Raw genomic sequence first — 26,615 nt, forward strand, 5'->3', positions numbered from 1 at the left:
GGTTTTAACGTTGAGGGAACTTTTTTGATGCGGAGAGTGTTCATCAGCGGCGGTCACGGCGGTTTGGCGCGGGCCATCGTGGAATGTTTTTCCGCTGCGGGATGGGAGACGGATGCCCCGAGCCATGCCGTACTGGATGTGGGAGACCGTTCCGCCGTACGCCGCTGGTTTGATTGCCATGCCGCGTATGATTTGGCGGTTTGCGCCGCCGGAATTACCAGGGACAGGCCGTTCCTGAAGCAGACGGAGGAGGAGTGGGACGAGGTAATGAATGTGAATGTGACGGGAGCCGCCTGGTGCGGCCGATGCGCCGCCGCCGCCATGGTGCGGGAGAAGAGGGAGGGGCAGGTGGTGATGATCGGTTCTTATGCGGCGCTCCGTCCGGCTTCGTCCCAGGCGGCTTATGCCGCTTCCAAGGCTGCTCTGGCGGGCCTGGTGAAAAGCCTGGCGCGGGAATGGGGAAAGGATGGGATTCGCGTGAATCTGGTGTTGCCGGGGTTCATGCTGACGGAGATGACGGCCGTGCTGCGGGATAGCGTGAAAGAGGCGGCTTTGTCCCGGCATGTTTTGAGCCGGTTGAATACGCCGGAACAGGCTGCGGCGTTTATCCTGTTTTTACAGGATGTTCTTACGGCGGCTTCCGGCCAGGTGTTCGATCTGGACAGCAGGATTGTTTAATAATGGACAGCGGATTTATTATCCGCGTTCTCCTCTGTTGATGCTATATTTTCCAAAAAATCATTTTTTTAATAAAAATGATTGCCTGCGATGGTGCTGAAAGCAGGAAATCTTGAGAAACAAGGTTTTTCCTGTCTTTTGGGAAGCAGGAAAACATGGACAGATTCCTCTTTCCGTGTTTGGAATTCCATGTTTTCAACGGGAACCGGATGTCCCTCGTGTATCAAATTTTTTCTTAAATTATTCTTCTTCAATATTAAGGCTTGAACGCGGATAATAAATCCGTAGAAATGTTTCTCCATGAGTTTGCCGCTGGCTGATGATGAAGAGAAAGGAAAGCGTTTTTCCTGTGGTTGTCCGGAATATATTTCCCCGTCCCGGAATTATGGAATAGATGCCTTGCGCATTGTCGCCATGATGATGGTTTTAATTCTTCATCTTTTGGCTTCCATTGATGTTTTGTCTTTGGAGAACCATGGGTCCGCTTCCTATAATGTCGGGTGGCTGCTGGAGATTGCCGCTTATTGCGGTGTGAATTGTTATGCGTTAATTACAGGATATGTGTGCTGCGACGGAACGTTCAGGTATGAACGTGTGGTTTCCTTATGGTTTCAGGTTGTTTTTTATACATGGGGCAGTTTGCTGCTGGCTCTGTTGTTTTTCCCCCAGGAGGTTCAGTTGAGTAATATTCTGCATTCCCTTTTTCCGGTTTTATCCGGCCAATATTGGTATGTGACGGCGTATGTGGGGCTGTTTTTCTTCATTCCGTTTCTTAACGCCCTGGGGAACAGGCTGACCAAATTACAGTTCCAGTATCTTCTGGTTACCGTTTTCATGCTGTTTTCCATTATTCCCACCCTGCTTCACACGGATGTGTTCCCGGTGGAAGAAGGGTATAGCATCTGGTGGCTGGGCATCCTTTACATGCTGGGGATGTATGTTAAAAAGCATGGCTTGCTGACGGGAATGAAAACGCGTCCGTTATGGATGTTTTATGCCGGATGCGTATGTTTTGCCTGGGTTTTCAAGATGGTTCTGAATGTGGTGTCTCCATACCTGATTGGGCAGATCAAGGGCGGTGGAATGTTTATTCGCTATAATTCTCCTTTTATTGTAGGGCCGGCGGTTGCCCTGTTGCTGATTTTTTCCCGGATGCATTTTTCATCCCGAAGGGCTGTCTCCTGTATTTCATGGCTGGCGGCAGCGTCGTTCAGCGTTTATGTGCTGCATTGTAATGCTTTGATAGGAAAATGGTTTTTGTGGGATGTCTTTGAGTGGACAGCGTCTTCTTCCTCAGCCCTGATGGTTGTGAACGTGTTGGCAATAGCCGCCGTGGTTTATGCCGGATGCGCCTTGGTGGACTCCGTGCGGCGTTATTTATTTAAGCTCATGAACGTGGAAAGGGGCGCCCGGGCGGTGACGGGCTTTTGCGGAAAGCTGGGGCATGCGTTCCGGAAGATGTGCCGCCGGATAGATTCGCATCCCTAAGGATGAGGGAATGCCCTGTTCCGGCGGTTCCGGGCGGTTTTTGTCTGGAGCTGGGCTAGTTTTTATTATCGCTTTTATCCAGGAGGGTTTTAAGCCAGGGAATGACCAGGTCTTTTTTGAAGAAATGGTTGCGCGGGTCCACATTGGCGAAACGGAAAAAGGCGTCCCTGTCCAGACCTGCGGGCAATTGGCTGCCGTGCCAGCGTTGGGCAGGGTCCGCAAACCGGGGCTGGTGATGGTACTGGAAATGATCCGGCGCCCCGGCCATACGGTAGGCTGCGGAGATGAGCTGGAAGTCCCTGTCCAGGCCGCCTTCCGTGCAAATGACAGGGCGCGGAGCGAGAGCCGCCACGATGTCCGGGAAGTCGAATTGTTTCCAGAAGCCCGGAATGAGGTGGCGGATGGAGTTGGGAGCGGAACGCACGCCCCTGCCGTTGGGCATGGTCATGGTTTTGGCGCGTTCCAGCGTGCGGCACAGAAAGTCGTTATATACGAAGGCAAAGATATCCGGGTTCAGGCTGCCCAGAACCATCATGGGTTCCGTTCCCAGGGAGAAGCCGCTGAGGATAATATGGTTTTTTTGCGCCCAGGGTCGTGTTTTCACCCAATCCAGAATACATTGGTCCGCGTAGGAGGTGTAGCCCAGCCAGCTCCAGTCCATTTCCAGCAGGAAGCGGGCCAGGTTTTCATAATCGTGTGAAGAACGGCCTGCGGCGTGTTCCGCGTCTCCTTCTTCACCCGTTCCGGCATTGTCCACCACAATGGCCGCCCATCCCTGCCTGACATAATGGAAAGCCATGGCGTTGTTGCCCGGCTGCTGTACGGAAGGCTGGTCCAGATCCGGTGATGTTTCCCCCGCCAGCTCTTCCTTGGTCTGGTCTGACCCGGGAATGCAGAATAGCACGGGAACCGGATTTTTGTCTGAAGCGTTGTCCGGCAGGAGCACCAGGAACGGTACGGCGGCTCCCGGGAAGGGATAGGCTTCCCATTTTTCCACCCGGTAGTGTTCTCTTGGCACGGTTTTTACCAGAACGGGGGCGGGGATATCCGCCTGGGGGGGGAATTTCATCAGTTGTTGCATGGCTTTCCGGACTTTTTCCCGCCAGGCGGGGAAATCCTTCGGAGCCATATCCGGGGAAAATTCGCATGCCGGACGCAGTTTTTCCAGCATGGTCTGGACGATGCCCCGGGAGGAAACATGCCGCTGGTCGCTCCGGGATGAATGAAGCACCGCCCAGTCTGCCGCCCGGAATTTTTCACTGGGCGGGGTAAGGGAGAAGGAGGGAAGAGAAAGGGATGCCAATAGAAGAGAGAAAAAAACGGCGGGCTGAATAGTCATGAAGCCAGATTGCCATAAAAGAAGCTTCCATTGCAAGGTTGCAGCGGTGGTCTTTTCAGGTTGTTCCTGACGCATCGGAAGCTTGAGTTTTTCCGGGCAGGGCGGTAGTCTGGCCGCCGTCATGATGGCGGGGGGTAAGAGTCCTGGAAGCCCGGAACCGCGGGTATGCGGCCTGGGCCTGGCTTCCGGCTTCGGCATGGGGGCGGCAGTCCATCTTGCCGGGGTAAGGGAAGGGCGCAGAGTGTTGAAGCCGTTGAGCGAATTGTGGGGCGAAGGTAATCCCTGGGGCGATGTATTGAGCGGATGGATTCCAGACAGGGAATTGTTATGCAGCCGCAGGAACGGCCCTGCTTCCCAGCTGGCGCTGCTGTTGGCGCGCCAGGCCGTGGAGGATGCCGGATGGGGAAGGAAGGAATTGAGGGATGCCGCCCTGATTGTGGGCAGTTCCCGCGGGAATGCTTCCGGATGGCTGAGCCCGTGGCCGGGACGGCGGCCCATGAAAATTTTGGCCGTTCCCAATTCCCTGCATAGCGAACTTGCTTCCTGCGTCAGCATCGAATTGGGAATTTGCGGGCCTTATCACGTGCTGGCGAGCGGCTGTGCCGCCGGCCTGGATGCCGTAGGCATGGCCGCCATGCTGATGCGGCAGGGAGTTGTTAAGAGAGCGCTGGCTATCGGTCTGGATTTGCCTTTGTGCCGGGAGCTGCTGGGGACGTACTGGGCCTCCGGCATGCTTTCCCGCAATGGTTTGAATGATCCCTACGGCCCTCTGGCCGACGGCATGTGCATTTCCGAGGGAGGGGCGGCCATAGCCCTGGAATTGTCTTCTGCTCCAGGTATTTATGTGAAGGATTATCTGGTGAATTCCGATGCCTATAGCCCGCTGGGCATGCCGGAGGACGGAAAGAGCATAGCCGCCCTGCTGGAGGCTGCTTTGAAAAGTCGGGATGGAGCGGTTCCTCTGACCGTTTGTCCCCATGCCAGCGGCACGGCGGGGAATAGCGTGTCCGAACGGGCTGCTTTGAAAAGGGTTTTTAAAGACGGACTGCCGGATTTGAGGATGATGAAGCCGTGGACGGGGCATGCCATTGGAGGCAGCGGAATTTTGGAACTGGCCCTGATGCTGGTCTTTGCCAGGGAGGGGGTATTGCCTCCCAATCCTCCCTGGGCCACCTTCCCGGAAGGCGGCGCCTGTTCTGCGGAGGAGTTGCCGTTGGCCGGGGGGCGGATGCTGGTCAAATCCGCCGCTTCCATGGGCGGCCATAATGTGGTGCTGAGTCTGGCTGTGGACGGTTGAATATTGTTGAATAGTGAACGCTTATGAAGAATCCTGAACAGTTTTTGTCAGAGTTGAAGTCTGCGGGGCTGCTGCGCGTCCTGCGGGATGTGGAATGCCTGCCCGGAGGAATGGCCCGTCTGGCGGATGGCCGGGAAGCGGTCAATCTGGCAAGCAACGATTATCTGGGGCTGGCCCACCATCCGTCCCTGGCGGAGGCTTTTTCCCGTGCGGTGCGGGATGAAGGGGTCGGAGCCATGGCATCCCGCCTGGTGACGGGGACGCGGCGGGAACATTCCTGTCTGGAAGAGGCCCTGGCCGCTTTGAAGGGGACTGAAGCGGCGGTCAGTTTTTCCTCCGGTTATGCTACCTCCCTGGGAGTGATTGCTTCTATTGCGGACCGGGAGGATACGGTGCTGATGGATAAGTTGTCCCATGCCAGCCTGATTGACGGGGCGCGTTTGTCCGGGGCGCGTTTGTCTACGTTCCTGCATAACGATATGGAGTCATTAAGGAAAAAACTGCAGCATTTGCGGGACGCGAATCCTTCCGGCGGGATTCTGGTAGTGACCGAATCCGTTTTCAGCATGGATGGAGACCGTGCCCCCCTTCGGGAAATTGTGCGTCTGAAGGATGAATTCGGCGCGTTGCTGCTGGTGGATGAAGCTCACGGATTCGGTGTGCTGGGAGAACACGGGGCCGGACTGGCGGAAGAGCTGGGTGTTTCCTCCCGGATAGATTTTCAAATGGGGACTTTGAGCAAGGCTGCCGGGGTAAGTGGTGGATATGTGGCCTGTTCCCGCGCCTGGGCGGATGTAATGGTTAATTCCGCCCGGTCCCTGATTTATTCCACGGCTCCGCCTCCCGCTTTGGCCGCCGCCGCCCTGGCCGCGGTGGAAGTGATCCGCAGCGGGGAGGGAAAGGAATTGCGCCGCCGTGTTTCCGTGCTGGCAAACAGTTTGTCCGCCGCACTGGGGATGCCGGGAAGGCCTCTTTCTTCCATTTTCCCTGTTGTGGTGGGAGAAAACGATGCTGCCCTGGCTGCGGCGGATGCCCTGCTGGAACAGGGCTTTCTGGCTCCCGCCATCCGTTATCCTACGGTTCCCCGCGGAACGGCCCGGTTGCGCATTACGGTAACGGCTGCGCATGAATCCGGGCAGGTCACGCGGCTGGGGACGGCGTTGAAGGAGCTGCTGCATGGGAAGTAACGCAGGCGTTGTTTTTGGTTCTCCGCATTGGAGCCGGTTCCTGTTTTTATGCGGGGCCTGCCGGAAATGGGATTATCCTCATTGATGCCGCCATAAAAAAGGAAGAAGGATATCTGATGCCTGGCGGAACGGAATGACATCCGGATGTCCTGAATAGCAGAGCTTGCATCTTGACAGGGAAGTTTTCTTCCAGTAAGGGGAAAGAATGAAGGTTCCCAAAGGAATTTTCACTGAACCCTATAAAATAACGTCATGATGAATACTTCTGATTCTTCTTCCCCTTCGTCCTGCTGCAGCGGTTCTCCTTCCTGCACGGCCGCTCTTGTTCTCGGCATTATCGCCCTGGTATTGGCATTGATCGGTTTTTTCCCGTGCCTGGGCTGGATTACTCTGATTCCTGCGGGGCTGCTTGCCATTATTGCACTGATCATGAGCATTGTGGCTGTCAGTAAAGGTTCGCCCAAAGGGGCTCTTGTTGTTGCCATTATCGCGTTGGCCCTGTCCGCCGTTGCGGGAATTGTCCAGGCATGGATGGCCAGCGCTACCGTGACTTACATGGAACAGCACCAGGATTATGTGGAAAAGAAGGCTCTGGAAATTCAAAAGGAGCTTCGGCAGATGGAGCAGGAAAACAGGGAGTCATTGAGGCGGTTCGGGGAGGCGGATGGAATGTCCCCTGCGGATGGAACAGGCTCCCAGGATTTGTAGTTCCTGAACCTTTTTAGGAAGATCGGCGATGAATGGCGGGCGCTCTTCATGGCGTTCATGCCGTGATAGCTGGGTAGTCAGGAAAGTATGGCTGCCTGTATGGGCTGTTCTGTCCTGCCTGTTGCTGGCGCCCTCCCTCATGGCTCTGGCAATTAGCCCTGACAGGATGAATTCTCTGGCGGTTTCTGTTGCCGTGCCGCATCGTGAATGCCCGTTGTGCGGCATGACGCGAGGGTATGCGGAAATGGCCCGTGGGGATATACGCGCTGCCTGGGGATGGAACCGAGGAGCTCCGGTCTTGTTTATGGCAGGACTGCTCAATGGAGGGGCTGCCGCGGTTTATTTGGCATGGTGCTGGCGGAGAAGGGCGGGAAGCCGGGAAAAGGAAAATAGTTCTCCCGCGTAGCATGCCGCAAGGGGGGAACCGGCATCCCCTGTCCCCGGTAAATGACACGGCGGAAGTTTTGAAGCAGGGCCTGGGAAGTTCTTCTGCCTCCTGTTTATTCCCTGTAACGGGGCTGGCGCCTGGTGGGGGGGGACGGAATGATGTTGAGTTTTTATTGAATGAATTCCATGCCAAATTCCTCGTAGTGCCGAAGATGAAGTTCCCCTGCCCAGGTTGAGCGTTTTGCCGGAGGGAGCTGCGTTGTTCCTGAAAAGGAGAGGGGTATGCGGCGCCGGTGTTTCATGCCTTAGGATTATTTTTTGTCAGGAAGGGGAATAGCTTTTCTGGGAATGGCCGGTATTGCCGTTCATGAAAGGAGTGTTCGTGGTGTGGAATATTTTGATTTTTCTTTATTCCGGTATTTTGTTGATAATGTTGTTTTCTATTAAGTTGTGTAATTTTCTAACATTTTTATTCTAGGCCCGGTTGATTTTATATATATAGTTTTTGGATATTGTATGAATATTTGCATGTCCATCTATAGATCAATCGAATTGCGGAAGAATACATCCGGAAGTTATAAGGTCCGGCTGACTATCGACCGGGGAAGCAAGTTCTGCGGCGCCAGGAAATCTCTCGGTCTCGGCACCCATCGGGAGGATTGCGCCCTAAGACGTGCCTACCTGATGCGATGCCTGCTGTTTCATATGGGATGGTTTCCCGGCGGAAAGATTGCCGTCAGGAATTCAGCCGAATGCGGTATCAAGGATGTGGTTTGGGACAGCATGGAGTGTTCGGAGGATTCCGGAATGTTCAAGCTTGCCGGCAGGGGAGGCCGCATGGCTGCGGATGAGACCATGGCCATCTGGTTCCAGACGAATGAAGACGGGAAGGTCCAGTGCCTCCGTCTGCTCATTTCCGGATGGAGGAAGCATGACCGGGCGGATGATTTGAGGGTGCTGATTCAGGGAATGCGGCATTGCGCCTCGGAACAGCGCCAGCATCCCTGCCGGATTTTGAATATTGAAATCGGCGCCGGCTCTTTCGCGGCATCCCGGGATGAATGTGTGCTGAAAGGATAGGAAAACGGATTGTCCCAGATACCAGTTTATCCTGGTTTTATTCTGAAGACGCCACATTCCGGTTGGGAAATCCGGCTGTATGTCCGGCATGCCTGGCCCGGAGTTTTTTTGGCCGTCATTGACGACGGGAAGGTTGTCCGTATTCCGGGCGAGGCGAAGGCGCGGGAGGAATGGTGCGCTGCCTGCCGGGAAAGGGAGTTTTGTTTTTCCTGCATGAAAAAACCCCGGATGGAATGATTGCCATCCGGGGGTTTGTTTAAGGGATCCGGCTATTTTTTAGCGGGCAGTTTCACCTGAATGTGAATGTCGCGCAGCTGACGGTCTTCCGCGGCGGCGGGGGAGTCGCTCATCAGATCCGCTCCCCGGTTGTTTTTCGGGAATGCGATGACTTCGCGGATGGATTCCGCGTTGCAAATCATCATGACCAGGCGGTCGAGGCCCAGCGCAAGGCCTCCGTGGGGTGGAGCGCCGAAGCTGAAAGCGTCCAGAATGTGGCCGAATTGTTCGCGGGCCTGTTCTTCCGTGATGCCGAGCGCCTTGAACATGGCGGACTGCAGGTCGCGTTCATGGATGCGGATGGAACCGCCTCCCAGCTCCGTGCCGTTGAGCACCACATCGTAGGCCTGCGCGCGAAGGTCTGCGGAGAGTTCCCCGCTGAGCAGTTTTTGTTCGTCTTCCTTGACGGGGCGGGTAAAGGGGTGGTGGATGGCGACCCAGCGCTGCTCTTCCTCATCCCAGCCCACCAGCGGGAATTCAATAACCCACAGGAAGTCGCGTTCCTTGTTGTCCTTGAGCAGTTCCATGAATTCGGCGCATTGCAGGCGCACGCGGCCCAGGATATCGCAGGAGGGTTCCCACGGGCCGGCGGCAAAGAGAACGAGGTCTCCTGTTTCGATGTCCAGGGCTTCCGTGAGTTTTTGTTTTTCTTCGTCGGAAAGGAATTTGGAGATGGGGCTTCTCCAGTCTTCCTCGCGCACCTTGATGTAGGCCAGGCCTTTGGCTCCGGCTTCCACGGCAGTTTTCGTCAGGGCGTCAATCTGGCCAACGGAGGCGGAACCGAATCCCTTGGCGTTGATGGCCTTGACCACGCCGCCGTTGCTTACGGCTGAGGCGAATACCTTGAAGCCGCTGTTTTCAAAGATGGAGGAGACGTCCGTTAGCTTCATGCCGAAGCGGCGTTCCGGCTTGTCGGAACCGTACTGATCCATTGCTTCCTTCCAGGTCATGCGGGGGAAGGGGGTGGGAATGTCCACGCCCAGGGATTCCTTGTACACGCGTTTGAGCAGGCCTTCCACCAGGTTGTAGATGTCTTCCGGCGTGATGAAGGAAGCTTCAATGTCCACCTGGGTGAATTCCGGCTGGCGGTCCGCGCGCAGGTCTTCGTCACGGAAGCAGCGGGCAATTTGGAAATAGCGTTCCATGCCGGCTACCATGAGCAGCTGCTTGTATTGCTGCGGGGCCTGGGGCAGCGCGTAGAATTTGCCGGGCGCCAGGCGGGAGGGCACCAGGAAGTCCCGTGCGCCTTCCGGCGTGGATTTGGAGAGGATGGGCGTCTCAATTTCCAGAAAGCCGTGCTCGTCCAGATAGTCGCGCGTGGATTTGGTGACGCGGTGGCGGATCTGCATGTTGCGGGCCATGGTCGGGCGGCGCAGGTCCAGAAAGCGGTATTTGAGGCGCAGGTCTTCGTTGGAGAGGGCCCGATCCAGCTGGAAGGGGAGCACGTCAGCCTTGTTGATGACGTTCAGGGTGTCTGCGGAGACTTCGATTTCCCCGGTGGGGAGGTCCGCATTGGTCGTGTCCACCGTATCCGTTTTCAGGCGGGCGGCCACGGTGCCGGAAATCTGGATCATGTCTTCGGAGCGGAGCTGCTGGGAGGCTTTCGCCACATCCTGATTGACTTCCGGGTGAAAGACTACCTGCGTGATGCCGGAGCGGTCGCGCAAGTCGATAAATATGACGCCGCCATGGTCCCGGACGGAATCTACCCAGCCGATGAGGGTGGTCGGCTTGCCGATGTTCGCAGCGCGCAATTCGCTGCAGGTATGAGTGCGGTATGAGTTCATCTTTATTGAAAATGGAAGAAGGGGAAAGAACGGTGTCAATTGCTTCCGGTGAGTGAAGCCACGGCGTCAAACAGGTCGTCCATGGCGACGGGGGATGAGGTGCGCGCGCCCAGGTCGCGAAGTTCCATGACCGGGAATTCATCTCCCACGATCAAGGCCGCGCGGGCGCCGGATTTGACGGCCTTCTGGAGCTGTCCGTTGACTTTGGTGAGCGTGAGGGGAAGGTCCACACTGTATCCCTGGTCCCGGAGGGCGGAGACGATGGCAAGAACTTCCGCGCGGCGGCTTTCAGATGCCTGAACCATGAAGATGTCGCAGCCTGCGGAGGCCAGCGCCGCATCTTTCAGCGCCCTGGCATGGGGCGTCTGTTCAATAAGGTGGGTGATGACGGCATCCCCCATGGCAAAACCGGTTGCCGGCATGTCCACTGCGTTGTTGGAAAGGGCGCCTACCAGCGTGTCGTAACGTCCTCCACCGGCTACGGCGCGCAGGCTGCGCTGTGTGTCAAAGATTTCAAAAACCAGACCGGTGTAGTATGCCAGTCCGCGCACTACGGATAAGTCCAGCTTGACATAGCCGTCCAGCCCGCGGGCCGTCAGGTCTTTCATCAGGATGTCATAGCGTTCGGACGCTCCGGCGGGCGGGTTTTCAATGAAGGCCACCAGATCGCCGCGGCTGATATGAAAGGCGTCCAGCTTGCGCTGGCATTCTTCCGGGCGGTCACGTTCAAATTTGTCCACGATGCCGAGGAAAGCGGGAATATCCTGTTCCTGCACGCCGTGTTCCGAAGCAAACCTGATCCAGGCTTCCCGGTCAGAGACGCGCACAATGAAGTCGTTTTGCGTAAAGCCCAGTTCCCTCATGCAGTCGATGGCCAGGGCTATCAGTTCGGAATCCGCCCACGCGGAGGCTTCTCCCAGAATATCCGCATTGAATTGATAAAATTCGCGCAGACGCCCTTTCTGGGGTTTTTCATAACGGAAGCATGAGCCGATTTCAAACCACTTGAGCGGTTTGGTGTATTCGCGCTGATAAGCGGCTGCGATGCGTCCCAGGGAGGCGGTGAGTTCCGGGCGGATGGTGATGTCCCGGTCCCCCTGGTCCGTGAAGCGGAAGAGCTGGGTGGGCAGCTCGCCTCCGCTCTTTTTAAGATAAAGCTCCGTGGCTTCCACAGTCGGGCCCTCCCATTCCAGGAATCCGTAACGATGCGCCACCTTCTTCCATGCGTTGAAAAGATAGTTGCGCACGGCGCAATCCGCCGGTGCAAAATCGCGGAATCCGGGAAGTGGTTGAAAGCGAGCGTCTGGCATAACCTGGAAAAAAGGATGTTGTCTGAGGACGAAACAGTTTACAGAATTCCTATGCCTTGGCAAGTCCACATGCTTATGATGAAGGAATTTCGGTGGAAACCAGATGAATGACCCTATGCAGGAGGATGGGGACGGTTATTCCGGTTTTACATGAAGTGAGGGAAATGGGAAAAGGATTAATTATTGGCGATTTTAGTGTTTTTTATAATGATCCGGATTTTTTGCGCGGGCTATGGGGAATGAAGGTTTAAGTGCCTGCGGATTTGTAACCGGATGTCAAACAATGATATTGAACAGCAAGGGGAAATGATAAGAAGGTGTTCTCAAAAGTTTTTTTGCGTATGGAGCATTTCATCTTTCCCTTTATAGAAAAATATTTTCCTCCCGCTTTAAAAAGAAAACCGGGGCAGTTTTGTTTGATTTCATAGGAGTATGACGTGAAACGAATGAGTTTTTTTTCTCTTTGGGAATCTAATATCAGTATTGATTATGTGTAAAGAATGTGGATGCGGGGGGGAGCTCTCCCATGAAAGTCACGGCCACGGCATGGATGTCCATGTTCCGGTGTTGGATGCCAATGACCGGCTGGCAGAGCGCAACAGAGGTTTTTTTGCTGCAAAAAACCTTTTGGTTATCAATGTTTTTTCTTCTCCGGGGTCAGGAAAGACTTCTCTGTTGCAGAAGACGGCGGAGATGCTCCGCGGCCGTGTGCGCATGGGGGTTATCGTAGGGGATTTGGCGACGGATAATGATGCGGAACGCCTGAGCCGAGCGGATATCCCCGTGGTGCAGATTACAACGGGCACCATGTGCCATCTGGACGCCCGCATGATTGCGGAGGCCATGAAGAAAATGCCTCTGGACGATCTCGACGTTTTGATTATTGAGAATGTGGGCAATCTGGTTTGCCCGGCTTCCTATGACCTGGGGGAAGGCGTGCGCGTGGTGCTGCTTTCCGTGACGGAGGGTGAGGACAAGCCGTTGAAATATCCTCCCATGTTCCATTCTGCGGATGTTGCCCTGGTGACCAAGTCCGATCTGGCGGATGCCGTGGATTTTAACCGTGACGCCGCCCTGGCCGCGCTGAACAAGGTGGCTCACCATGCGCACGTGATTGAGGTTTCTTCCAAGACCGGCGAAGGAATGGAGGCCTGGTGCGAGGAGATTGTGGAACGTGCGCGCCGCGCCCGGGAAGGCACGATTCAGCATCATGGCCATCACCACCATTGAACAGGCCGCCGCGGCATTGAAATTTGAGATAGCCGGCATGGTTCAGGGGGTCGGCTTCCGTCCCCATGTGTACCGTTTGGCGGTACGGCACGGATTGAAAGGGTTTGTGCGCAATACGGAGTCCGGCGTGGAGATTCATGTGGAAGGGGAGCCCGGCGCTCCGGAGCGTTTCTGGACCGCGCTGATGGACGGCCTGCCGGAGCATGCCCGGGTTTATGGAGTGGAGCGGACCGTATGCGAGCCTGCCGGTTTTGAGGAATTCCGCATTGAGGAAAGCGATTCCACCCCCGGAGGCGTTCCGGTGATGCTGCCGGATCTGGCTCCGTGCCCAGAGTGCCTGGAAGAAATGCACGACCCGTCTTCCCGCCGGTATCATTATCCGTTTACCAACTGCACGCACTGCGGTCCCCGCTATTCCATTATTGAGACAATGCCGTATGACCGAGCGAGAACCAGCATGAAGGGGTTCCGAATGTGTCCGGAGTGCCGGAGGGAGTACCAGGATGTGGAGGACAGGCGTTTTCACGCACAGCCTATCGGCTGCCCGTCCTGCGGTCCTTCCGTGAAGGTGCTGTTTTCAGATGGTTCAGAACTGGGGTTCGGCCATGGGTTTGATACCCCCGCGGCACAGGTGGCATGGGTGCTGGCGGACGGTTTGATTGTGGCCCTGCTGGGCGTAGGAGGTTTTCAATTGCTGGCAGATGCTTCTTCGGAAGCTGCCGTCAGGCGTCTCCGGCGGTTGAAGGAGCGTGACGCCAAGCCTTTTGCCGTGATGGTGCCGGATGTGGCTGCGGCGGAGAGGCTGTGCCGCCTGTCGGAGGAGGAAAGGCGCCTGCTGACTTCTCCGGCCGCCCCCATTGTACTGGCCCGGGGGGGGAAGGATGTGGATCTGGCTCCTTCCGTGTGCATGTTCAGCCGTTTTGTGGGGATAATGCTTCCGTCTTCCCCTCTTCATGCGCTGCTGATGGATGTGTGGGGAAAGCCTCTGGTGGTGACCAGCGGGAACCTGAGCGGCGAGCCCCTGTGCGTCTCCGTGGAGGAGGGGCTGGAGAAACTGGGCCATGTGGCGGATGTGTTTTTGGTGCATGACCGTCCGGTAGTGCGGCCCGTGGACGATTCCGTGGTCCGCGTTACGGACGGCAGGGCCATGATGGTTCGCCGCGCCCGCGGATATGCCCCGCGGCCTGTGTGGCGCACATCTGCGGCGGCTCCCGACATGCTCGCCTTGGGGGCCGGACTGAAGAATACCATCTGCTGGCTGAAAAGGGGCGTGGCTGTCATGAGCCAGCATCTCGGTGACCTGAGCAGTGCGGCTTCTCTGAACGCTTTTGAGCGGACGGTGGAGGCGCTGGGCAGAACCCTGGATGCCGTTCCGCAGGTAATTGCCGTGGACGCCCATCCGGACGGCCCCACTTTTGCCCTTGGCCGGCGTCTGGCGCGGAAGTGGAATGCAACGGTTGTCCCTGTGCAGCATCATCAGGCTCATGTGCTGGCCTGCGCCGTGGAAAATGAAACGCCGTTTCCCGCTTTGGGCATAGCTTGGGACGGGACGGGGTTCGGTACGGACGGAACGGTATGGGGAGGGGAATTTTTTGTGTTGGAGGAAGAGGGTGAGCCGCGCAGGGTGGCCCGCCTCAGGCCGTTTCTTCTTCCTGGTGGGGACGAAGCGGTTCGGGAACCTTCCCGGTGCGCCTGTTCCCTGGCCCGTCAGATGGGGCCGTGGCGTACGTACGGGCTTGATAAGCGTCTGGAGAGGGGGATGCCTGTGCGGAAACGCGAGGTTCTGGAGGCGATGATGGCCCGGAATATCCATTGTCCGTCCTCCTCGTCCATGGGGCGGTTGTTTGATGCCGTGGCTTTCTGGTGCGGTTTTGACGGTGCGGCGGGGTGTGAGGGCCATGCCGCCATGATGCTGGAATCATGGGCCGCGGAAGCTTCCGGGGAAAAAATGCCGGGGGACGCGTATGAATGGGTCATGCATGAAGAAGGGGGATTGCTGGAACTGGATTGGCGGCCGCTGATGAAGTCTGTGGATGAAGATTTGTTGGAAGGCGTTTCCCGCGGCTGCATCGCCCGCAAGTTTCATGAGAGCCTGGTGAATCTGGTTTTTGACGTGGCGGAGCGTTTCTGCCTGGATAGGCTGGTGCTGGGCGGCGGATGTTTTCAGAATGCCTTTTTGCTTGAAGGACTGGCGGGGATGGCCCAGTCTAGAAGGTGCCAGTTGTCTCTGCCCCAGCGGGTGCCGTGCAATGACGGGGGAATTTCCCTGGGGCAGGTTGCGGCGGTCGTACGCCAATGGAAAGGATAGAATATGTGTTTGGCCGTTCCCGGAAAGATTGTGAGCGTCAATGAGACGGACCCTTTGTTCAGATTGGGGGTGGTGGATTTTGGCGGCGTGACCCGTGAAGTGAACCTGGCCTGTGTGCCGGAAGCCGTGCCGGGGGATTACGTCATCGTTCACGTGGGCATGGCCCTGAGCGTGCTGGACGAGGAGACCGCTCTTCAAACCCGCAGGGAAATGAGAGAAATTGTGGAAAATACGGATCCGCTGTAGGGAGGGGCGTTTTCCGAATTCAATTAATGATTTATGCAGGAGGAAGTTCGGCAGCTGATTGAAGAATTGCGCCACGCTGTGACGCGTCCGTGGGCGGTAATGGAGGTATGCGGAGGCCAGACGCATGCGATTGCTTCTCTGGGGCTGGAGGAGTTGCTGCCTCCCGGCCTGCGCCTGATTCATGGCCCCGGCTGTCCGGTCTGCGTTACGGCGGTGGAGTTGATTGACCAGGCCGTGGAATTAAGCCTGAGGCCCGGCGTGGTTTTGTGCAGCTACGGGGATATGATGCGGGTGCCGGGCTCCCGCGGGGATTTGTTTTCCGCCAAGGCCGGGGGAGGGAACGTGTTTTTGATGTATTCTCCGCTGGAAGCGGTCGCTTATGCCGGAAGCCATCCGGATACGGAAGTGGTGTTTTTCGCCGTAGGTTTTGAGACGACGGCCCCGGCTACGGCTCTTGCCCTGCAGCAGGCCCGCATGCTGGGGTATGCCAATTTTTCCGTTCTCTGCGCCCATGTGCTGGTCCCCCCGGCTCTGGAATGGCTGATGGACCAGGATGAGGGAAGGCCGGACGCTTTTTTGGCTCCCGGCCATGTCTGCGCCGTCACGGGGGAAATGGATTACGTGCGTTTGGCCGCCCGTTACCGGACGCCCATGGTGGTGACGGGGTTTGAGGCTCCGGACCTGCTCCGCGGCATTCTGATGTGCGTCCGCCAGCTGGAAGCCGGGGAATATGTAGTGCGGAATGCGTACGGACGTTATGTGAAGCCCGGAGGGAACAGGGCGGCACAGGAAAGAATGAATGAAGTTTTTGAGCCGGAAGACCGCCGTTGGCGCGGTCTGGGGCTGATTCCCGGCGGCGGCATGAGGCTGCGCCGTGAGTGGAATGACATGGATGCCGTTCTGCGTTTTGAATGCGGAAAGGGGAGGCCGGGAGCAGATGAAGCTTCCGGATGCCTGGCCGGGCAGGTGCTGAGGGGGCTGATTCGTCCTGGAGAATGCCCTTTTTTCGGATCGTCCTGCACGCCGCTGGCCCCGCTGGGGGCTCCCATGGTGTCCGGGGAAGGGGCTTGCGCCGCTTATTATCATTATAAAAGAAGTTGATGCCATGTTTGAGTGTCCTGTTCCGGAGCCTGTTTCCGACCGTATCCAGATGGCTCATGGCGGCGGAGGCCGCTTGATGAATGAGCTGATCCGTTCCGTGTTTCTGAGCGCCTTCGGGTGCCCTTCCGGAGGCGTGCAGAATGACGCCGCCGTATTGGAGATTCCTCCGGGGAGGCTGGCGATGACGACGGACAGCTTTGTGGTGCAGCCTTTGGAGTTTCCCGGCGGCTCCATCGGTTCACTGGCGGTGCACGGAACGGTGAATGATCTCGCCATGAGCGGCGCGGAGCCGTTGTATTTGACGGCGGGCTTTATTCTGGAAGAAGGGCTTCCGCTGGAAGTTCTGGCCCGCGTGGCACAAGATATGGCTGCCGCGGCCCGTGCGGCGGGCGTCCGTATTGTGACGGGGGATACAAAAGTGGTGGAGCGCGGAAAGGGGGACGGCATTTACATTAATACTGCCGGGGTTGGCATCGTGCGCCATGGGTTGGAGATCAGCCCTTCTTCCGTTCGTCCGGGGGATTCCGTGCTGCTCAGCGGGGATTTGGGGAGGCACGGCATGACGATTATGAGCCTGCGCGCCGGGCTGTCTTTCGGAGACGGCCTGGAAAGTGATTCCGCTCCGTTGCATGAATCCGTGGCCGCCGTCATTCGTGCCGGCATTCCCGTGCATTGCCTGCGTGACGTGACCCGCGGCGGGTTGACCGCCACTCTTTCGGAGATTGCGGAATCTGCTGGCCTGACAGTGAAGCTGAATGAAATGTCCATTCCCGTGCGTGAGGATGTCAGGGCGGCGTGCGGGCTGTTGGGGCTGGACCCTCTTCAAGTGGCCTGTGAGGGACGTTATCTGGCTGTTCTTCCACGGGAGCATGAGGAAGAGGCCCTGAACCTGATGCGCGGCTGCGGCGTATCTGCCGGAGCCTGCGTCATAGGCCGGGTGGAGGAATTGGGGACGGCGCCCCTGCTGATGACGGGACTTCTTGGAGTGGAGCGGGTGTTGACGATGCCTTCAGGAATGCAGCTTCCCCGCATCTGCTGATTCCTGGTGCTGCATGATTGGCGTTTTGTGGCAGGGAAGCGGTGGAACCCGCTTCCCTGCCGGTCCGGTGTTTCATAGGGGTGCCGGAGCGGCTCTGTGCGCTTCCGGGGGAAAGCGCAGCCGGCTTGATATGGGGAACTGGTTGTTGGGAGATGGTTCAGGAGGGAGTGTCTTTACCTGTCCCGGCATCGGGCAATGCTTTTAATGCCGCTTTGGCCTGTGCATGGTCCTGGGAGGCTGCCTTTTCCAGCCATTCCCGGGCAGTTTCTAGGTTTTTTTCCACGCCGAATCCGTACAGGCAGATGATTCCCATGTTGTATTGCTCGGAGGCGTAGCCGGCTCTGGCGGCGCGAAGATTCCTGTTTTGCCATTCCCTGGCTTCCGCTTCCGTGAAGTCCTGGCTCTTGCAGAATTGGTCCCACGTTTTTCCGAATTTCATGGCAGCCCTCGCAAATCCCGACAGGGCGGATTTTCTGGTGTATTCATCCGCCAGGCGCATGTTTTTTTCCACTCCGTCGGGTCCCAGCCTGTACAGGTGGGCCAGTCCCCAGTATCCGTTGGGGCTGCCCAGATCCGCCGCTTTTTGGAAGAGCTGCAGCGCGTCCGGGTATTTTTTATGGGACATGGCGAATACCGCATTGGCCAGGAAGCGTTCCGCTTTGATGAATTCGTAAAATTCGGGAATAGCCGCCCATTCGGATTTAAGTTTGTTCCTATCTTTCCTGGATTTTGGAGGCATGCCGGAAGGCGGGGATATTCGGAAAACGGGAATGTAGCCGGAAGCGCCCATATTGGCCAGCCCGGCCATCAGAAAGCAGCCCGGCTGGAGGCGCCACATGTGCATGTACAAAACGCGCTCTGCTGGCAGAGATTCCTTCTCAATCCAGTCCGGCAGGTTCATGGGGGGGCCGTAAATTCCCGTCAGGCCGTTCAGCATGCGCTTGTACAGGGATTTCAGGCGCGTATCGTATTCCTCTTTACCCGCTTTGGTGGTGGAGTAAAAGGAAACGGCTTTCAGACCTCCATCCTTTCCGTACTCGAAATGCAGGGAGAAGAAAAGGCCTCCAATAGGTTTTTTCGTCTTGTAGGCTCCGTTCAGCCCTGTACGGCTCAGGTAGGCGTCTGTTTCCGGCCCTTCCAGGGATTTGCAGGTTTTCAGGGAATTCAGAAGCTGGGATTCCTGCAAACCTGTTTCCAGGGGGCCGTAAAGAGGCGAGGCGGCGCCGCAGGAAGCTGTATAAAGCACAGCCATGTAGCGATAGCAATTGGTCAATTTCATGGGATAGATAGGGCAGGGATGGAAGTGGTGCTTCAATAGCGGATTAGGAATCCGAATGAAGTGTTCAAAGATGTTTCTGTGAAAAGCAAGTATATTACAATCAATAATTTATATTTTGTTCCAACAAATTTATTCTGTTGATGGTTGTATCCGGGGAAATGATGGATGATTTTGGAGAAATGCATTTGGTATGAAAAACTGATATTGACGTCGGATTCCTAATCCGCAGTGTTTAAAATAGGTTGAAAAATGTTGGTTAATCTTTTTGTTATCAGCATATTAAAAATATGCATCCTGTTTTTCTGAAGTGAAAAAGGCGGAAAGGCGCGTCTGTTGTCCCGCCTCATTCTTCCGTTTTTTTTACATGGGAATCGTTATTATTTTTATTAAAAGTCTTTCTGAATATTCATTCATTTCCGTTTTGTGTATCCCATATGCATGCATTGTGGCGGATTTCAAATCCGCATGTCAGCGAAAAAAGGAATTGGTGCTTCCTTATTGATTTTATTATCAATGGATAAAATCAATATTGGGGATTGTTTCTTTCAGGATGCGTTGTGATTTTTTTCTTTCTCTATACGATGAAAGTCCTTTTTTCTCAAAAAATTTGATTGACTGCGGATTTGAAATGCGCAGATGAATACGCATGGATTGAGAGCGTTTGATATTCAATGGGCTGTTTCTTTTTTTGCAGTAATACGCAGTTTTGGAAGATGTCCTGATAAAAAAAGAGGGCTCATGATACGTACCCGTACGGGAAAAACGGGAAGGCCGTGGCGGAATTGCTCCGGAGCGGCTGTTGATTCTGCCGGGGCTGCGAGCATAACCGGATGTTTGTGACGGTTTCGTTTCCGGCCGCATCTTGTTTGAGGAAGCCATTCCGCTCATGGTACCGGTACATGAGAATTGATGTGGTAACGGATACGTATGAACCTGATGTAAATGGAGTGGCCCTGACGCTGGGGCGTCTGGTCGGCGGCCTCCGGATGCGCGGGCATCTGGTGCATGTGATGAGGGCTTCTGAACGGAACGACTCTTTCGACCCTGGGGAGACGGCTATGCCGTCCCTTCCCCTCCCCATGTACCATGAGGTGAAGATAGGGCTGCCTTCTGCAGACAGGTTCCGCGCCAGATGGATGAAAAAAAGGCCGGATGTGGTATACGTGGCTACGGAAAGCCCCATGGGAGCGTCTGCCGTGAAGGCCGCCCGTACGCTGGAGGTTCCCGTGGTGATGGGATTCCATACCAATTTCCACCAGTATATGAAGGATTACCATTTCTCCAGACTGGAAACGGCCGCCGTGAATTACCTGCGCAAACTCCACAACAGGGCAGGGATGACAGTGGTTCCCACGGAGGAAATGCGCCGTACGCTGGAGGGGATGGGGTTTGAACGCCTTTCCGTCATGGGGCGCGGAGTGGATGCCGTCCTGTTTGATCCCGCCAGGAGGGATGCTTCCCTGCGCCAGTCATGGGGCGTCTGGCGGGATGAAGTGGTATTTGGCGTCGTGGGGCGTCTGGCGCGGGAAAAGAACCTGGTGACGGCCCTGGGGCTGTACACGCGCTTGCAGAGGGAGTTTCCGGATTGCGGCATGAAAATGGTGGTGGTAGGGGACGGCCCCATGATGAACAGCCTGCGCAGTGAGTTTCCTGATGCCGTTTTTTGCGGAATGCGCCGTGGGGAAGACCTGGCGCGCCATTATGCCGCCATGGACGTTTTGCTGTTCGCCAGTGAGACGGAAACTTTCGGGAACGTTTTGCTGGAAGGCATGGCCAGCGGTTTGGCTACGGTCAGCTACCGGTATGCCGCTTCCGCGGATGTGGTGCTGGACGGCATCAACGGCCTTCAGGCGGAGAAAGGGGATGAAGAGGGGTTTTATTCCGCCATGCGCCGTCTGCTGGAAGACGGGGAGATGATTCGGAGGCTTGGGAAACAGGCCCGTAGGACGGTGAATTCCAGAACTTGGGATTCCATCCATGACAGGTTTGAAGAACTGCTGGCTTCCGTGACTCGGGAGGAAAACGGGACCGGCTGCGCCCGTCCCCCGCGGGATGCCGTGCTGGAATGCCGCACGGTTTTTTTGTCGGACCTTCATCTGGGAACGAAAGACTGCAAGGCGGACGAATGCCGGAAGTTTCTGAAACATGTCCGGGCTGGAAAAATTGTGCTGGTGGGGGATATTGTGGATGCTTGGGCTTTGTCCCGCGGCAGCCGCTGGCGGCGGAGGCATACGCGCTTTGTCCGCACCTTGTTGAAAAAGATGGAACAGGAGGATGTGGAAGTCCTGTACCTGCGCGGAAATCACGATGATATTCTGGAAAAATTCCTGCCTTTTCATCTGGGCGGTTTGAAAATTGCCAGGGAGTACGTGCACCAGGCTGCGGATGGAAGACGCTACCTGTGCGTGCATGGGGACGGTTTTGACGCCATTTCCACCAATCACCGGTGGCTGGCGATGCTCGGCTCTCTGGGTTATGACGTTTTGCTGATGGTCAACCGGTTTTACAACAAATACCGCGCCTGGCGGGGCAGGGAATATCATTCCGTTTCCCGCGCCATCAAGGGCCGCGTGAAATCCGCCGTCAATTTTATTGGAAAATATGAGGAACAGCTTCAACGCCTGGCGGTAAAGAGGCAGTGTGACGGCATCATCGCCGGGCATGTGCATCATCCGGCGGATACCATGGTGGGAAAGGTGAGGTATCTGAATTGCGGGGACTGGGTGGAAACCATGAGCGCAGTGCTGGAATACGGCGACGGCCGTATGGAAACGGTGCTTTACAAGGATTTTATGAAGCGCCTGGCATATGGCAAATGCGGAACCATGGAGGACGCGGAAACTTCTCCCGGCACGGGGGATTCATGACGGAACGGCCTTTATCCGGTTTCCCCCGGAAGTGGGACAAAATGACTTTGTGTGACATTTTGTCTCTTTTCTGGTGTGACATTATGTCCCGTTTTCCTTTGTCGGGAAAATAGAGGAATGAAAGGAAAAACAGCGTAATATGATTATAATATGACATTTGCGTTTATTTTTCAGTATGCCTTGCCAGATTGGCATGCCATTTGCAACAAAAGAGGCAAGAATATGAGTTTGCCTGCATGATGCTTCAGGTCATGAGGAAATCAAATCTCAACGAAATCCATTCAAAACAATCTAAAATAACGATATGGCTAAAATATTAGGAATCGACCTTGGCACGACCAACTCGTGCATGGCTGTGATGGAAGGCGGTCAGGGTACCGTACTTGAAAACAGCGAAGGTGCGCGCACCACTCCCTCCATTGTTGCTTTCACCAAAAGCGGTGAACGCCTCGTGGGGCAGGCCGCCAAACGTCAGGCGGTAACCAACCCGAAAAACACCGTGTTTTCCTCCAAGCGCCTCATCGGCCGTAAGTACAGTGAACTGACGGAAGAAGATAAAAAGGTGCCGTACGAAATTGTGGAAGCTCCCAACGGAGATGCCTACATCCGCGTGGATGTGGGCGGTGAAAAGAAGACCTTTTCCCCCCAGGAAATCGCTTCCATGGTGCTGGCCAAGCTGAAAGCCGATGCGGAATCCAAACTTGGCGAAACGATTACGGAGGCCGTGATTACCGTCCCCGCCTATTTCAATGACGCCCAGCGCAACGCGACCAAGGCCGCCGGTGAAATCGCAGGCCTTAAAGTGCGCCGCATTATCAATGAACCGACGGCGGCGGCCCTGGCCTACGGCTTGGACAAAAAGTCCAATGAAAACATTGCCGTATATGACCTCGGCGGCGGCACCTTTGATATTTCCGTGCTGGAAATCGGCGACGGAGTGTTTGAGGTGAAGGCTTCCGACGGCGACACCCACTTGGGCGGCGATGACTGGGACAACGCAATCATCAACTGGATTATAGGCGAGTTCAAGAAAGACTCCGGCATGGATCTTTCCAACCAGCCTGACGCCATTCAGCGCATCAAGGAAGAAGCGGAAAAGGCCAAGATCGCCCTTTCCTCCACCCAGAGCTATGACATCAGCCTGCCGTTCATCACGGCGGACGCTTCCGGTCCCAAGCATATCCAACTGACGCTGAGCCGCCCCAAGCTGGAACAGCTCACGGAAGACCTTCTGGACCGCACCCGCAAGCCTGTGCTGGACTGCATTGCTGCGTCCGGGTTGAAAACCGGGGACATTGACGAGCTGGTGCTGGTGGGCGGCATGACCCGCATGCCCGCCGTGCAGGAAATGGCCCATACGCTGGCCGGCAAGGAACCCCACAAGGGCGTGAACCCGGATGAAGTGGTGGCCCTGGGCGCCGCTATTCAGGGCGGCGTGCTTCAGGGGGACGTGAATGACGTGCTTCTGCTGGACGTGACTCCTCTGACCTTGTCCATTGAAACGATGGGCGGCATCGCCACTCCGATGATCGAACGCAACACGACCATTCCGGTGCGCAAGAGCCAGGTGTTCTCCACCGCCGCTGATAACCAGCCCGCCGTGGATATCCGCATTTGCCAGGGCGAACGCAAGATGTTTGAGGATAACAAGCTCCTCGGCAACTTCAAGCTGGACGGCATTTCCCCCGCTCCGCGCGGCGTGCCGCAGATTGAAGTGACCTTTGACATTGACGCCAACGGCATTCTGCATGTATCCGCTAAGGACAAGGGCACCGGCAAGGAGCAGAAAATTTCCATCCAGGGCTCCAGCGGCCTTTCCAAGGATGAAATTGAGCGTGCCAAGCGCGATGCGGAAGCCCACGCGGAAGAAGACAAGAAACGCGCTGAGGAAATTGACACCATTAACCAGGCTGACTCCCTCTGCTTCTCCGTGGAGCGCCAGCTTAAGGATATGGGGGACAAGCTGCCCGCAGACCTCAAGCGTGAAATAGAAGACAAGGTAACGCGTCTCAAGGAAGCCGTCTCCAAGAAGGACGTCACGGCGATCAAGGCTGGCAAGGAAGACCTGGAATCCCGTCTGGAAGCCCTGTACAAGGCGGCGGAAGCCGCCCAGCAGTCCGCCGGGGCAGCCGGCCCCATGCCGGGCGCCCCTGCCGAAGAAGAGCCTTCCGACGGTCCCCGCAAGGCGAAAGGCCGCGTGGTGGACGCTGAAATCGTGGACGACGATAAATAAGCAACCCCCTTCCCGCCGGAGGGGGAAGCAATTCCCCCTCCGGCGGAACATTACATCCCGTATTACTCATCTACAACAACATCAAAAAACATACTATGGCAAACATCAAACCCCTAGGACAACGTGTGCTGGTCAAGCGCATTGAAGCTGAAACCAAGACGGCCGGCGGCCTGTTCCTGCCGGACACCGCCAAGGAAAAACCCCAGGAAGCCGAAGTGATCTCCGTAGGCACCGGCGGCCGCGATGAAAAAGGCGCCCTGATTGAATTTACCGTGAAGCCCGGAGACCGCGTGCTTATTTCCAAGTACGGCGGCACGGAAATCAAACTGGACGGGGAAGACTACCTTATCCTGTCTGAAAACGATATTCTGGCCATCATCGGCTAAATGGCACCACACACACATTCAACATCATTTTAAATATTTAACATTATGGCTAAACAAATCCAATTTGACGAAACCGCCCGCCAGGCTCTGCTCCGCGGCGTGGAACAGATTGCCAAGGCTGTCAAGAGCACGCTGGGCCCTGCCGGCCGCAACGTAGTGATTGACAAAAAATTCGGTTCCCCCCTCATCACCAAGGACGGCGTAACCGTGGCCAAGGAAATTGAACTGGAAGACCCGTTTGAAAACATGGGCGCCCAGCTTGTCCGGGAAGTATCTTCCAAAACCAATGACGTGGCCGGCGACGGCACCACTACCGCTACCGTGCTGGCTGAAAGCATTTACCGCGAAGGCCTGCGCAACGTTACTGCCGGGGCCAACCCCATCTCCCTCCAGAGGGGCATCATGAAGGCTGCGGATTCCGTTGTGGAAGAACTCAAGAAGATCAGCAAGCCTGTCGACTCCAGCAAGGAAGTGGCCCAGGTCGCTACCGTCTCCGCCAACTGGGACGCTGAAATCGGCAACATCATCGCGGAAGCCATGGACAAGGTGGGCAAGGACGGCACCATCACCGTGGAAGAAGCCAAGGGCATTGAAACTACGCTGGACGTGGTGGAAGGCATGCAGTTTGACAAGGGATACCTGTCCCCCTACTTCGTGACGAACGCGGAAACGATGGAAGCGGTGCTGGAAAACCCCTACATCCTCATCCACGAAAAGAAAATCAACAACCTGAAGGACTTTCTTCCGCTGCTTGAAAAAGTGGCCAAGAGCGGCCGTCCCTTCCTGGTAATCGCGGAAGACATTGAAGGCGAAGCCCTCGCCACCCTGGTAGTCAACCGTCTGCGCGGCGTGCTGAACATCTGCGCGGTCAAGGCTCCCGGCTTCGGCGACCGCCGCAAGGCCATGATGGAAGACATCGCCATCCTTACCGGCGGCAAGTGCATCACGGAAGACCTGGGCATCAAGCTGGAAAACGTGGGCATCGAAGACCTCGGCCAGGCCAAGCGCGTGGTTGTTTCCAAGGATGAAACCGTTATCGTGGAAGGTTCCGCCAAATCTTCCGATATTGAAGCCCGCATTTCCCAGATTCGCCGCCAGATCAAGGACACCACGTCCGACTACGACCGCGAAAAACTCCAGGAACGCCTGGCCAAGCTGGCCGGCGGTGTGGCCGTCATCCATGTGGGTGCCGCTACGGAAACGGAAATGAAGGAAAAGAAGGCCCGTGTGGACGACGCCCTGCACGCTACCCGCGCTGCGGTGGAAGAAGGCATCGTTCCCGGCGGCGGCGTGGCGCTGATTCGCGCCCAGAAAGCCATTGACACCCTCAAACTGGAAGGTGATGAAGCAACCGGCGCCCAGATCGTTTATCGCGCTGTGGAAGCCCCGCTCCGCCAGCTGGCCTGCAATGCCGGCCGCGAAGGAGCCCTCATCGTCGCCAACGTGAAAGGCATGAAGAATACTGCCGAAGGTTACAACGTGGCCACGGACAAGTATGAAGACCTGCTTTCCGCCGGCGTGGTGGATCCGACCAAGGTGACCCGTTCCGCTCTGCAGAATGCGGCCTCCATCGCCGGCCTGCTGCTTACCACGGAATGCGTCATTGCCGACAAGCCCGAGAAGAAGAGCTGCAGCTGCGGCTCCGGAGCTTCCGACATGGGCGGCATGGGAGGAATGGGCGGCATGGGCATGATGTAAGCCCCGTCCGTTTCTTCGAGACCAAGGCAATCGGCTTCAAGGCTCCCCGGAAAAACCGGGGAGCCTTTTTTAATATGCTTCATCAGGAGCCGGTTTCGGGAAAAAGCTGCACAGGATGTTCAGAATTTAGAAAAATATTGAATGATTATAGAACATATTTGTCTAATCATAACATGAAAAAGCTGCATAAGAACATATTGTTTGCGGCGGCGGTACTGGCCATGCCTTCTGCTCTGGCCGATATCCCGGAGTCTTCCGTTCCGGCTGCCGCCGTTTCCAGTATCAAGGGTGCTTATCCGAACGCCGGTCCCATTGAATGGGACTCTGAAATGCATGGCATGGAAAGGATCTACGAAGCCGAATTTAGAATTAACGGATTCCAGTTTGACGTGAAGATTGCTCCTGATGGGAAAATTGTGAGGATTAAGGAAGAAATAGCTGCTTCCTCTCTTCCGGAAGCCGTCCGTGCGTCCGTTTTGAAGCGTTATCCGGGATGCCGGATTAAGGAAGCGGAAAAAATTACTGAAGGAGAACTTGTCCGTTACAAGGTGGAAGTTGCGGACAGCCGTGACGATTATGATGTGCTGATTGCCCCTGACGGAAATATCCTTCATGTGGACCGTTAGGCTTTTTGTTTTTTACATTTAATGAAAGCGGGAGGAGGGCGGAAGAATCCGCTCTCCTCCTTTTT

22 protein-coding genes are annotated in these 26,615 nt (G+C 56.1%); 17 read left to right on the forward strand and 5 right to left on the reverse strand.

The window, feature by feature from the left end:
- Window positions 1–27: 27 nt before the first annotated feature.
- Together AMUC_RS07395 and AMUC_RS07405 are read left to right on the forward strand one after the other, a co-directional pair.
- Window positions 28–678: an SDR family NAD(P)-dependent oxidoreductase gene (locus AMUC_RS07395; RefSeq protein ID WP_012420428.1), complete on the forward strand. Its 651-nt coding sequence runs from the start codon at window positions 28–30 to the stop codon at window positions 676–678.
- A 300-nt stretch (window positions 679–978) separates the two neighbouring features.
- Window positions 979–2,166, forward strand: a complete 1,188-nt coding sequence (locus AMUC_RS07405) for an acyltransferase (protein ID WP_012420429.1) — start codon at window positions 979–981, stop codon at window positions 2,164–2,166.
- Window positions 2,167–2,221: 55 nt separating this feature from the next.
- Here the strand turns inward: AMUC_RS07405 and AMUC_RS07410 are convergent, their stop codons facing one another.
- Window positions 2,222–3,505 (reverse strand): alpha/beta hydrolase family protein, encoded by a 1,284-nt coding sequence (locus tag AMUC_RS07410; protein ID WP_012420430.1) that lies wholly within the window; start codon window positions 3,503–3,505, stop codon window positions 2,222–2,224.
- An 82-nt stretch (window positions 3,506–3,587) separates the two neighbouring features.
- On the opposite strand from AMUC_RS07410, the gene AMUC_RS07415 reads away from it, so the two are divergent.
- The 5 genes from AMUC_RS07415 (at window position 3,588) to AMUC_RS07440 (ending at window position 8,164) form a co-directional block, all read left to right on the forward strand.
- The gene (locus AMUC_RS07415) at window positions 3,588–4,802 is read left to right on the forward strand and encodes a beta-ketoacyl synthase N-terminal-like domain-containing protein (RefSeq protein WP_094137966.1); all 1,215 of its coding nucleotides are present in this window, start codon (window positions 3,588–3,590) and stop codon (window positions 4,800–4,802) included.
- Between the two features lie 23 nt (window positions 4,803–4,825).
- Window positions 4,826–5,989: an aminotransferase class I/II-fold pyridoxal phosphate-dependent enzyme gene (locus AMUC_RS07420; protein ID WP_012420432.1), complete on the forward strand. Its 1,164-nt coding sequence runs from the start codon at window positions 4,826–4,828 to the stop codon at window positions 5,987–5,989.
- Between the two features lie 252 nt (window positions 5,990–6,241).
- The gene (locus AMUC_RS07425) at window positions 6,242–6,697 is read left to right on the forward strand and encodes a hypothetical protein (RefSeq protein ID WP_012420433.1); all 456 of its coding nucleotides are present in this window, start codon (window positions 6,242–6,244) and stop codon (window positions 6,695–6,697) included.
- Window positions 6,698–6,863: 166 nt separating this feature from the next.
- Window positions 6,864–7,103: a DUF2752 domain-containing protein gene (locus AMUC_RS13180; RefSeq protein ID WP_180973983.1), complete on the forward strand. Its 240-nt coding sequence runs from the start codon at window positions 6,864–6,866 to the stop codon at window positions 7,101–7,103.
- Window positions 7,104–7,612: 509 nt separating this feature from the next.
- Window positions 7,613–8,164, forward strand: coding sequence for a hypothetical protein (locus tag AMUC_RS07440; RefSeq protein WP_143245877.1), 552 nt, complete (start codon window positions 7,613–7,615; stop codon window positions 8,162–8,164).
- 269 nt (window positions 8,165–8,433) lie between these two features.
- On the opposite strand, the gene aspS is transcribed toward AMUC_RS07440, so the two are convergent.
- Both aspS and hisS read right to left on the reverse strand, forming a co-directional pair.
- On the reverse strand, window positions 8,434–10,227 hold the full coding sequence (gene aspS / locus AMUC_RS07450; RefSeq protein ID WP_012420435.1) for an aspartate--tRNA ligase: 1,794 nt from the start codon (window positions 10,225–10,227) through the stop codon (window positions 8,434–8,436).
- A gap of 35 nt (window positions 10,228–10,262) precedes the next feature.
- Window positions 10,263–11,537, reverse strand: coding sequence for a histidine--tRNA ligase (gene hisS / locus AMUC_RS07455; RefSeq protein WP_012420436.1), 1,275 nt, complete (start codon window positions 11,535–11,537; stop codon window positions 10,263–10,265).
- Between the two features lie 546 nt (window positions 11,538–12,083).
- On the opposite strand from hisS, the gene hypB reads away from it, so the two are divergent.
- Genes hypB through hypE form a run of 5 tightly spaced genes read left to right on the forward strand, consistent with a single transcriptional unit; the run spans window position 12,084 to window position 17,461 of the window.
- On the forward strand, window positions 12,084–12,767 hold the full coding sequence (hypB, locus tag AMUC_RS07460) for a hydrogenase nickel incorporation protein HypB (protein ID WP_233420546.1): 684 nt from the start codon (window positions 12,084–12,086) through the stop codon (window positions 12,765–12,767).
- Complete coding sequence (gene hypF / locus AMUC_RS07465; protein WP_012420438.1) at window positions 12,748–15,075, forward strand: carbamoyltransferase HypF; 2,328 nt, start codon at window positions 12,748–12,750, stop codon at window positions 15,073–15,075. The genes hypB and hypF overlap by 20 nt, the downstream gene beginning before the upstream one ends.
- A 3-nt stretch (window positions 15,076–15,078) precedes the next feature.
- Window positions 15,079–15,321, forward strand: coding sequence for a HypC/HybG/HupF family hydrogenase formation chaperone (locus AMUC_RS07470; RefSeq protein ID WP_012420439.1), 243 nt, complete (start codon window positions 15,079–15,081; stop codon window positions 15,319–15,321).
- 33 nt (window positions 15,322–15,354) lie between these two features.
- Window positions 15,355–16,422, forward strand: a complete 1,068-nt coding sequence (hypD, locus tag AMUC_RS07475) for a hydrogenase formation protein HypD (protein WP_012420440.1) — start codon at window positions 15,355–15,357, stop codon at window positions 16,420–16,422.
- Window positions 16,423–16,426: 4 nt separating this feature from the next.
- Complete coding sequence (gene hypE, locus AMUC_RS07480) at window positions 16,427–17,461, forward strand: hydrogenase expression/formation protein HypE (RefSeq protein ID WP_012420441.1); 1,035 nt, start codon at window positions 16,427–16,429, stop codon at window positions 17,459–17,461.
- 157 nt (window positions 17,462–17,618) lie between these two features.
- Here hypE and AMUC_RS07485 read toward each other — a convergent pair whose 3' ends face one another.
- Both AMUC_RS07485 and AMUC_RS07495 read right to left on the reverse strand, forming a co-directional pair.
- Window positions 17,619–18,740 (reverse strand): tetratricopeptide repeat protein, encoded by a 1,122-nt coding sequence (locus tag AMUC_RS07485; protein WP_012420442.1) that lies wholly within the window; start codon window positions 18,738–18,740, stop codon window positions 17,619–17,621.
- A 510-nt stretch (window positions 18,741–19,250) separates the two neighbouring features.
- Window positions 19,251–19,628, reverse strand: a complete 378-nt coding sequence (locus tag AMUC_RS07495; RefSeq protein WP_123038882.1) for a hypothetical protein — start codon at window positions 19,626–19,628, stop codon at window positions 19,251–19,253.
- A gap of 11 nt (window positions 19,629–19,639) precedes the next feature.
- Between AMUC_RS07495 and AMUC_RS12660 the strand changes: the two genes are divergently transcribed.
- From AMUC_RS12660 to AMUC_RS07525, 5 genes are all read left to right on the forward strand, one after another.
- The gene (locus tag AMUC_RS12660) at window positions 19,640–21,607 is read left to right on the forward strand and encodes a glycosyltransferase (RefSeq protein ID WP_012420443.1); all 1,968 of its coding nucleotides are present in this window, start codon (window positions 19,640–19,642) and stop codon (window positions 21,605–21,607) included.
- Between the two features lie 304 nt (window positions 21,608–21,911).
- Entirely contained in the window at window positions 21,912–23,840 is a 1,929-nt protein-coding gene (gene dnaK / locus AMUC_RS07510; RefSeq protein WP_012420444.1) for a molecular chaperone DnaK, read from the forward strand.
- Between the two features lie 95 nt (window positions 23,841–23,935).
- Window positions 23,936–24,226 (forward strand): co-chaperone GroES, encoded by a 291-nt coding sequence (gene groES, locus AMUC_RS07515; RefSeq protein WP_012420445.1) that lies wholly within the window; start codon window positions 23,936–23,938, stop codon window positions 24,224–24,226.
- Window positions 24,227–24,268: 42 nt separating this feature from the next.
- Window positions 24,269–25,924, forward strand: coding sequence for a chaperonin GroEL (gene groL / locus AMUC_RS07520; protein WP_042448069.1), 1,656 nt, complete (start codon window positions 24,269–24,271; stop codon window positions 25,922–25,924).
- Window positions 25,925–26,097: 173 nt separating this feature from the next.
- The gene (locus tag AMUC_RS07525; protein WP_012420447.1) at window positions 26,098–26,550 is read left to right on the forward strand and encodes a PepSY-like domain-containing protein; all 453 of its coding nucleotides are present in this window, start codon (window positions 26,098–26,100) and stop codon (window positions 26,548–26,550) included.
- The last annotated feature ends 65 nt before the right edge of the window (window positions 26,551–26,615 follow it).

The sequence above is a fragment of the Akkermansia muciniphila ATCC BAA-835 genome (assembly GCF_000020225.1).
GTDB lineage: Bacteria > Verrucomicrobiota > Verrucomicrobiia > Verrucomicrobiales > Akkermansiaceae > Akkermansia > Akkermansia muciniphila.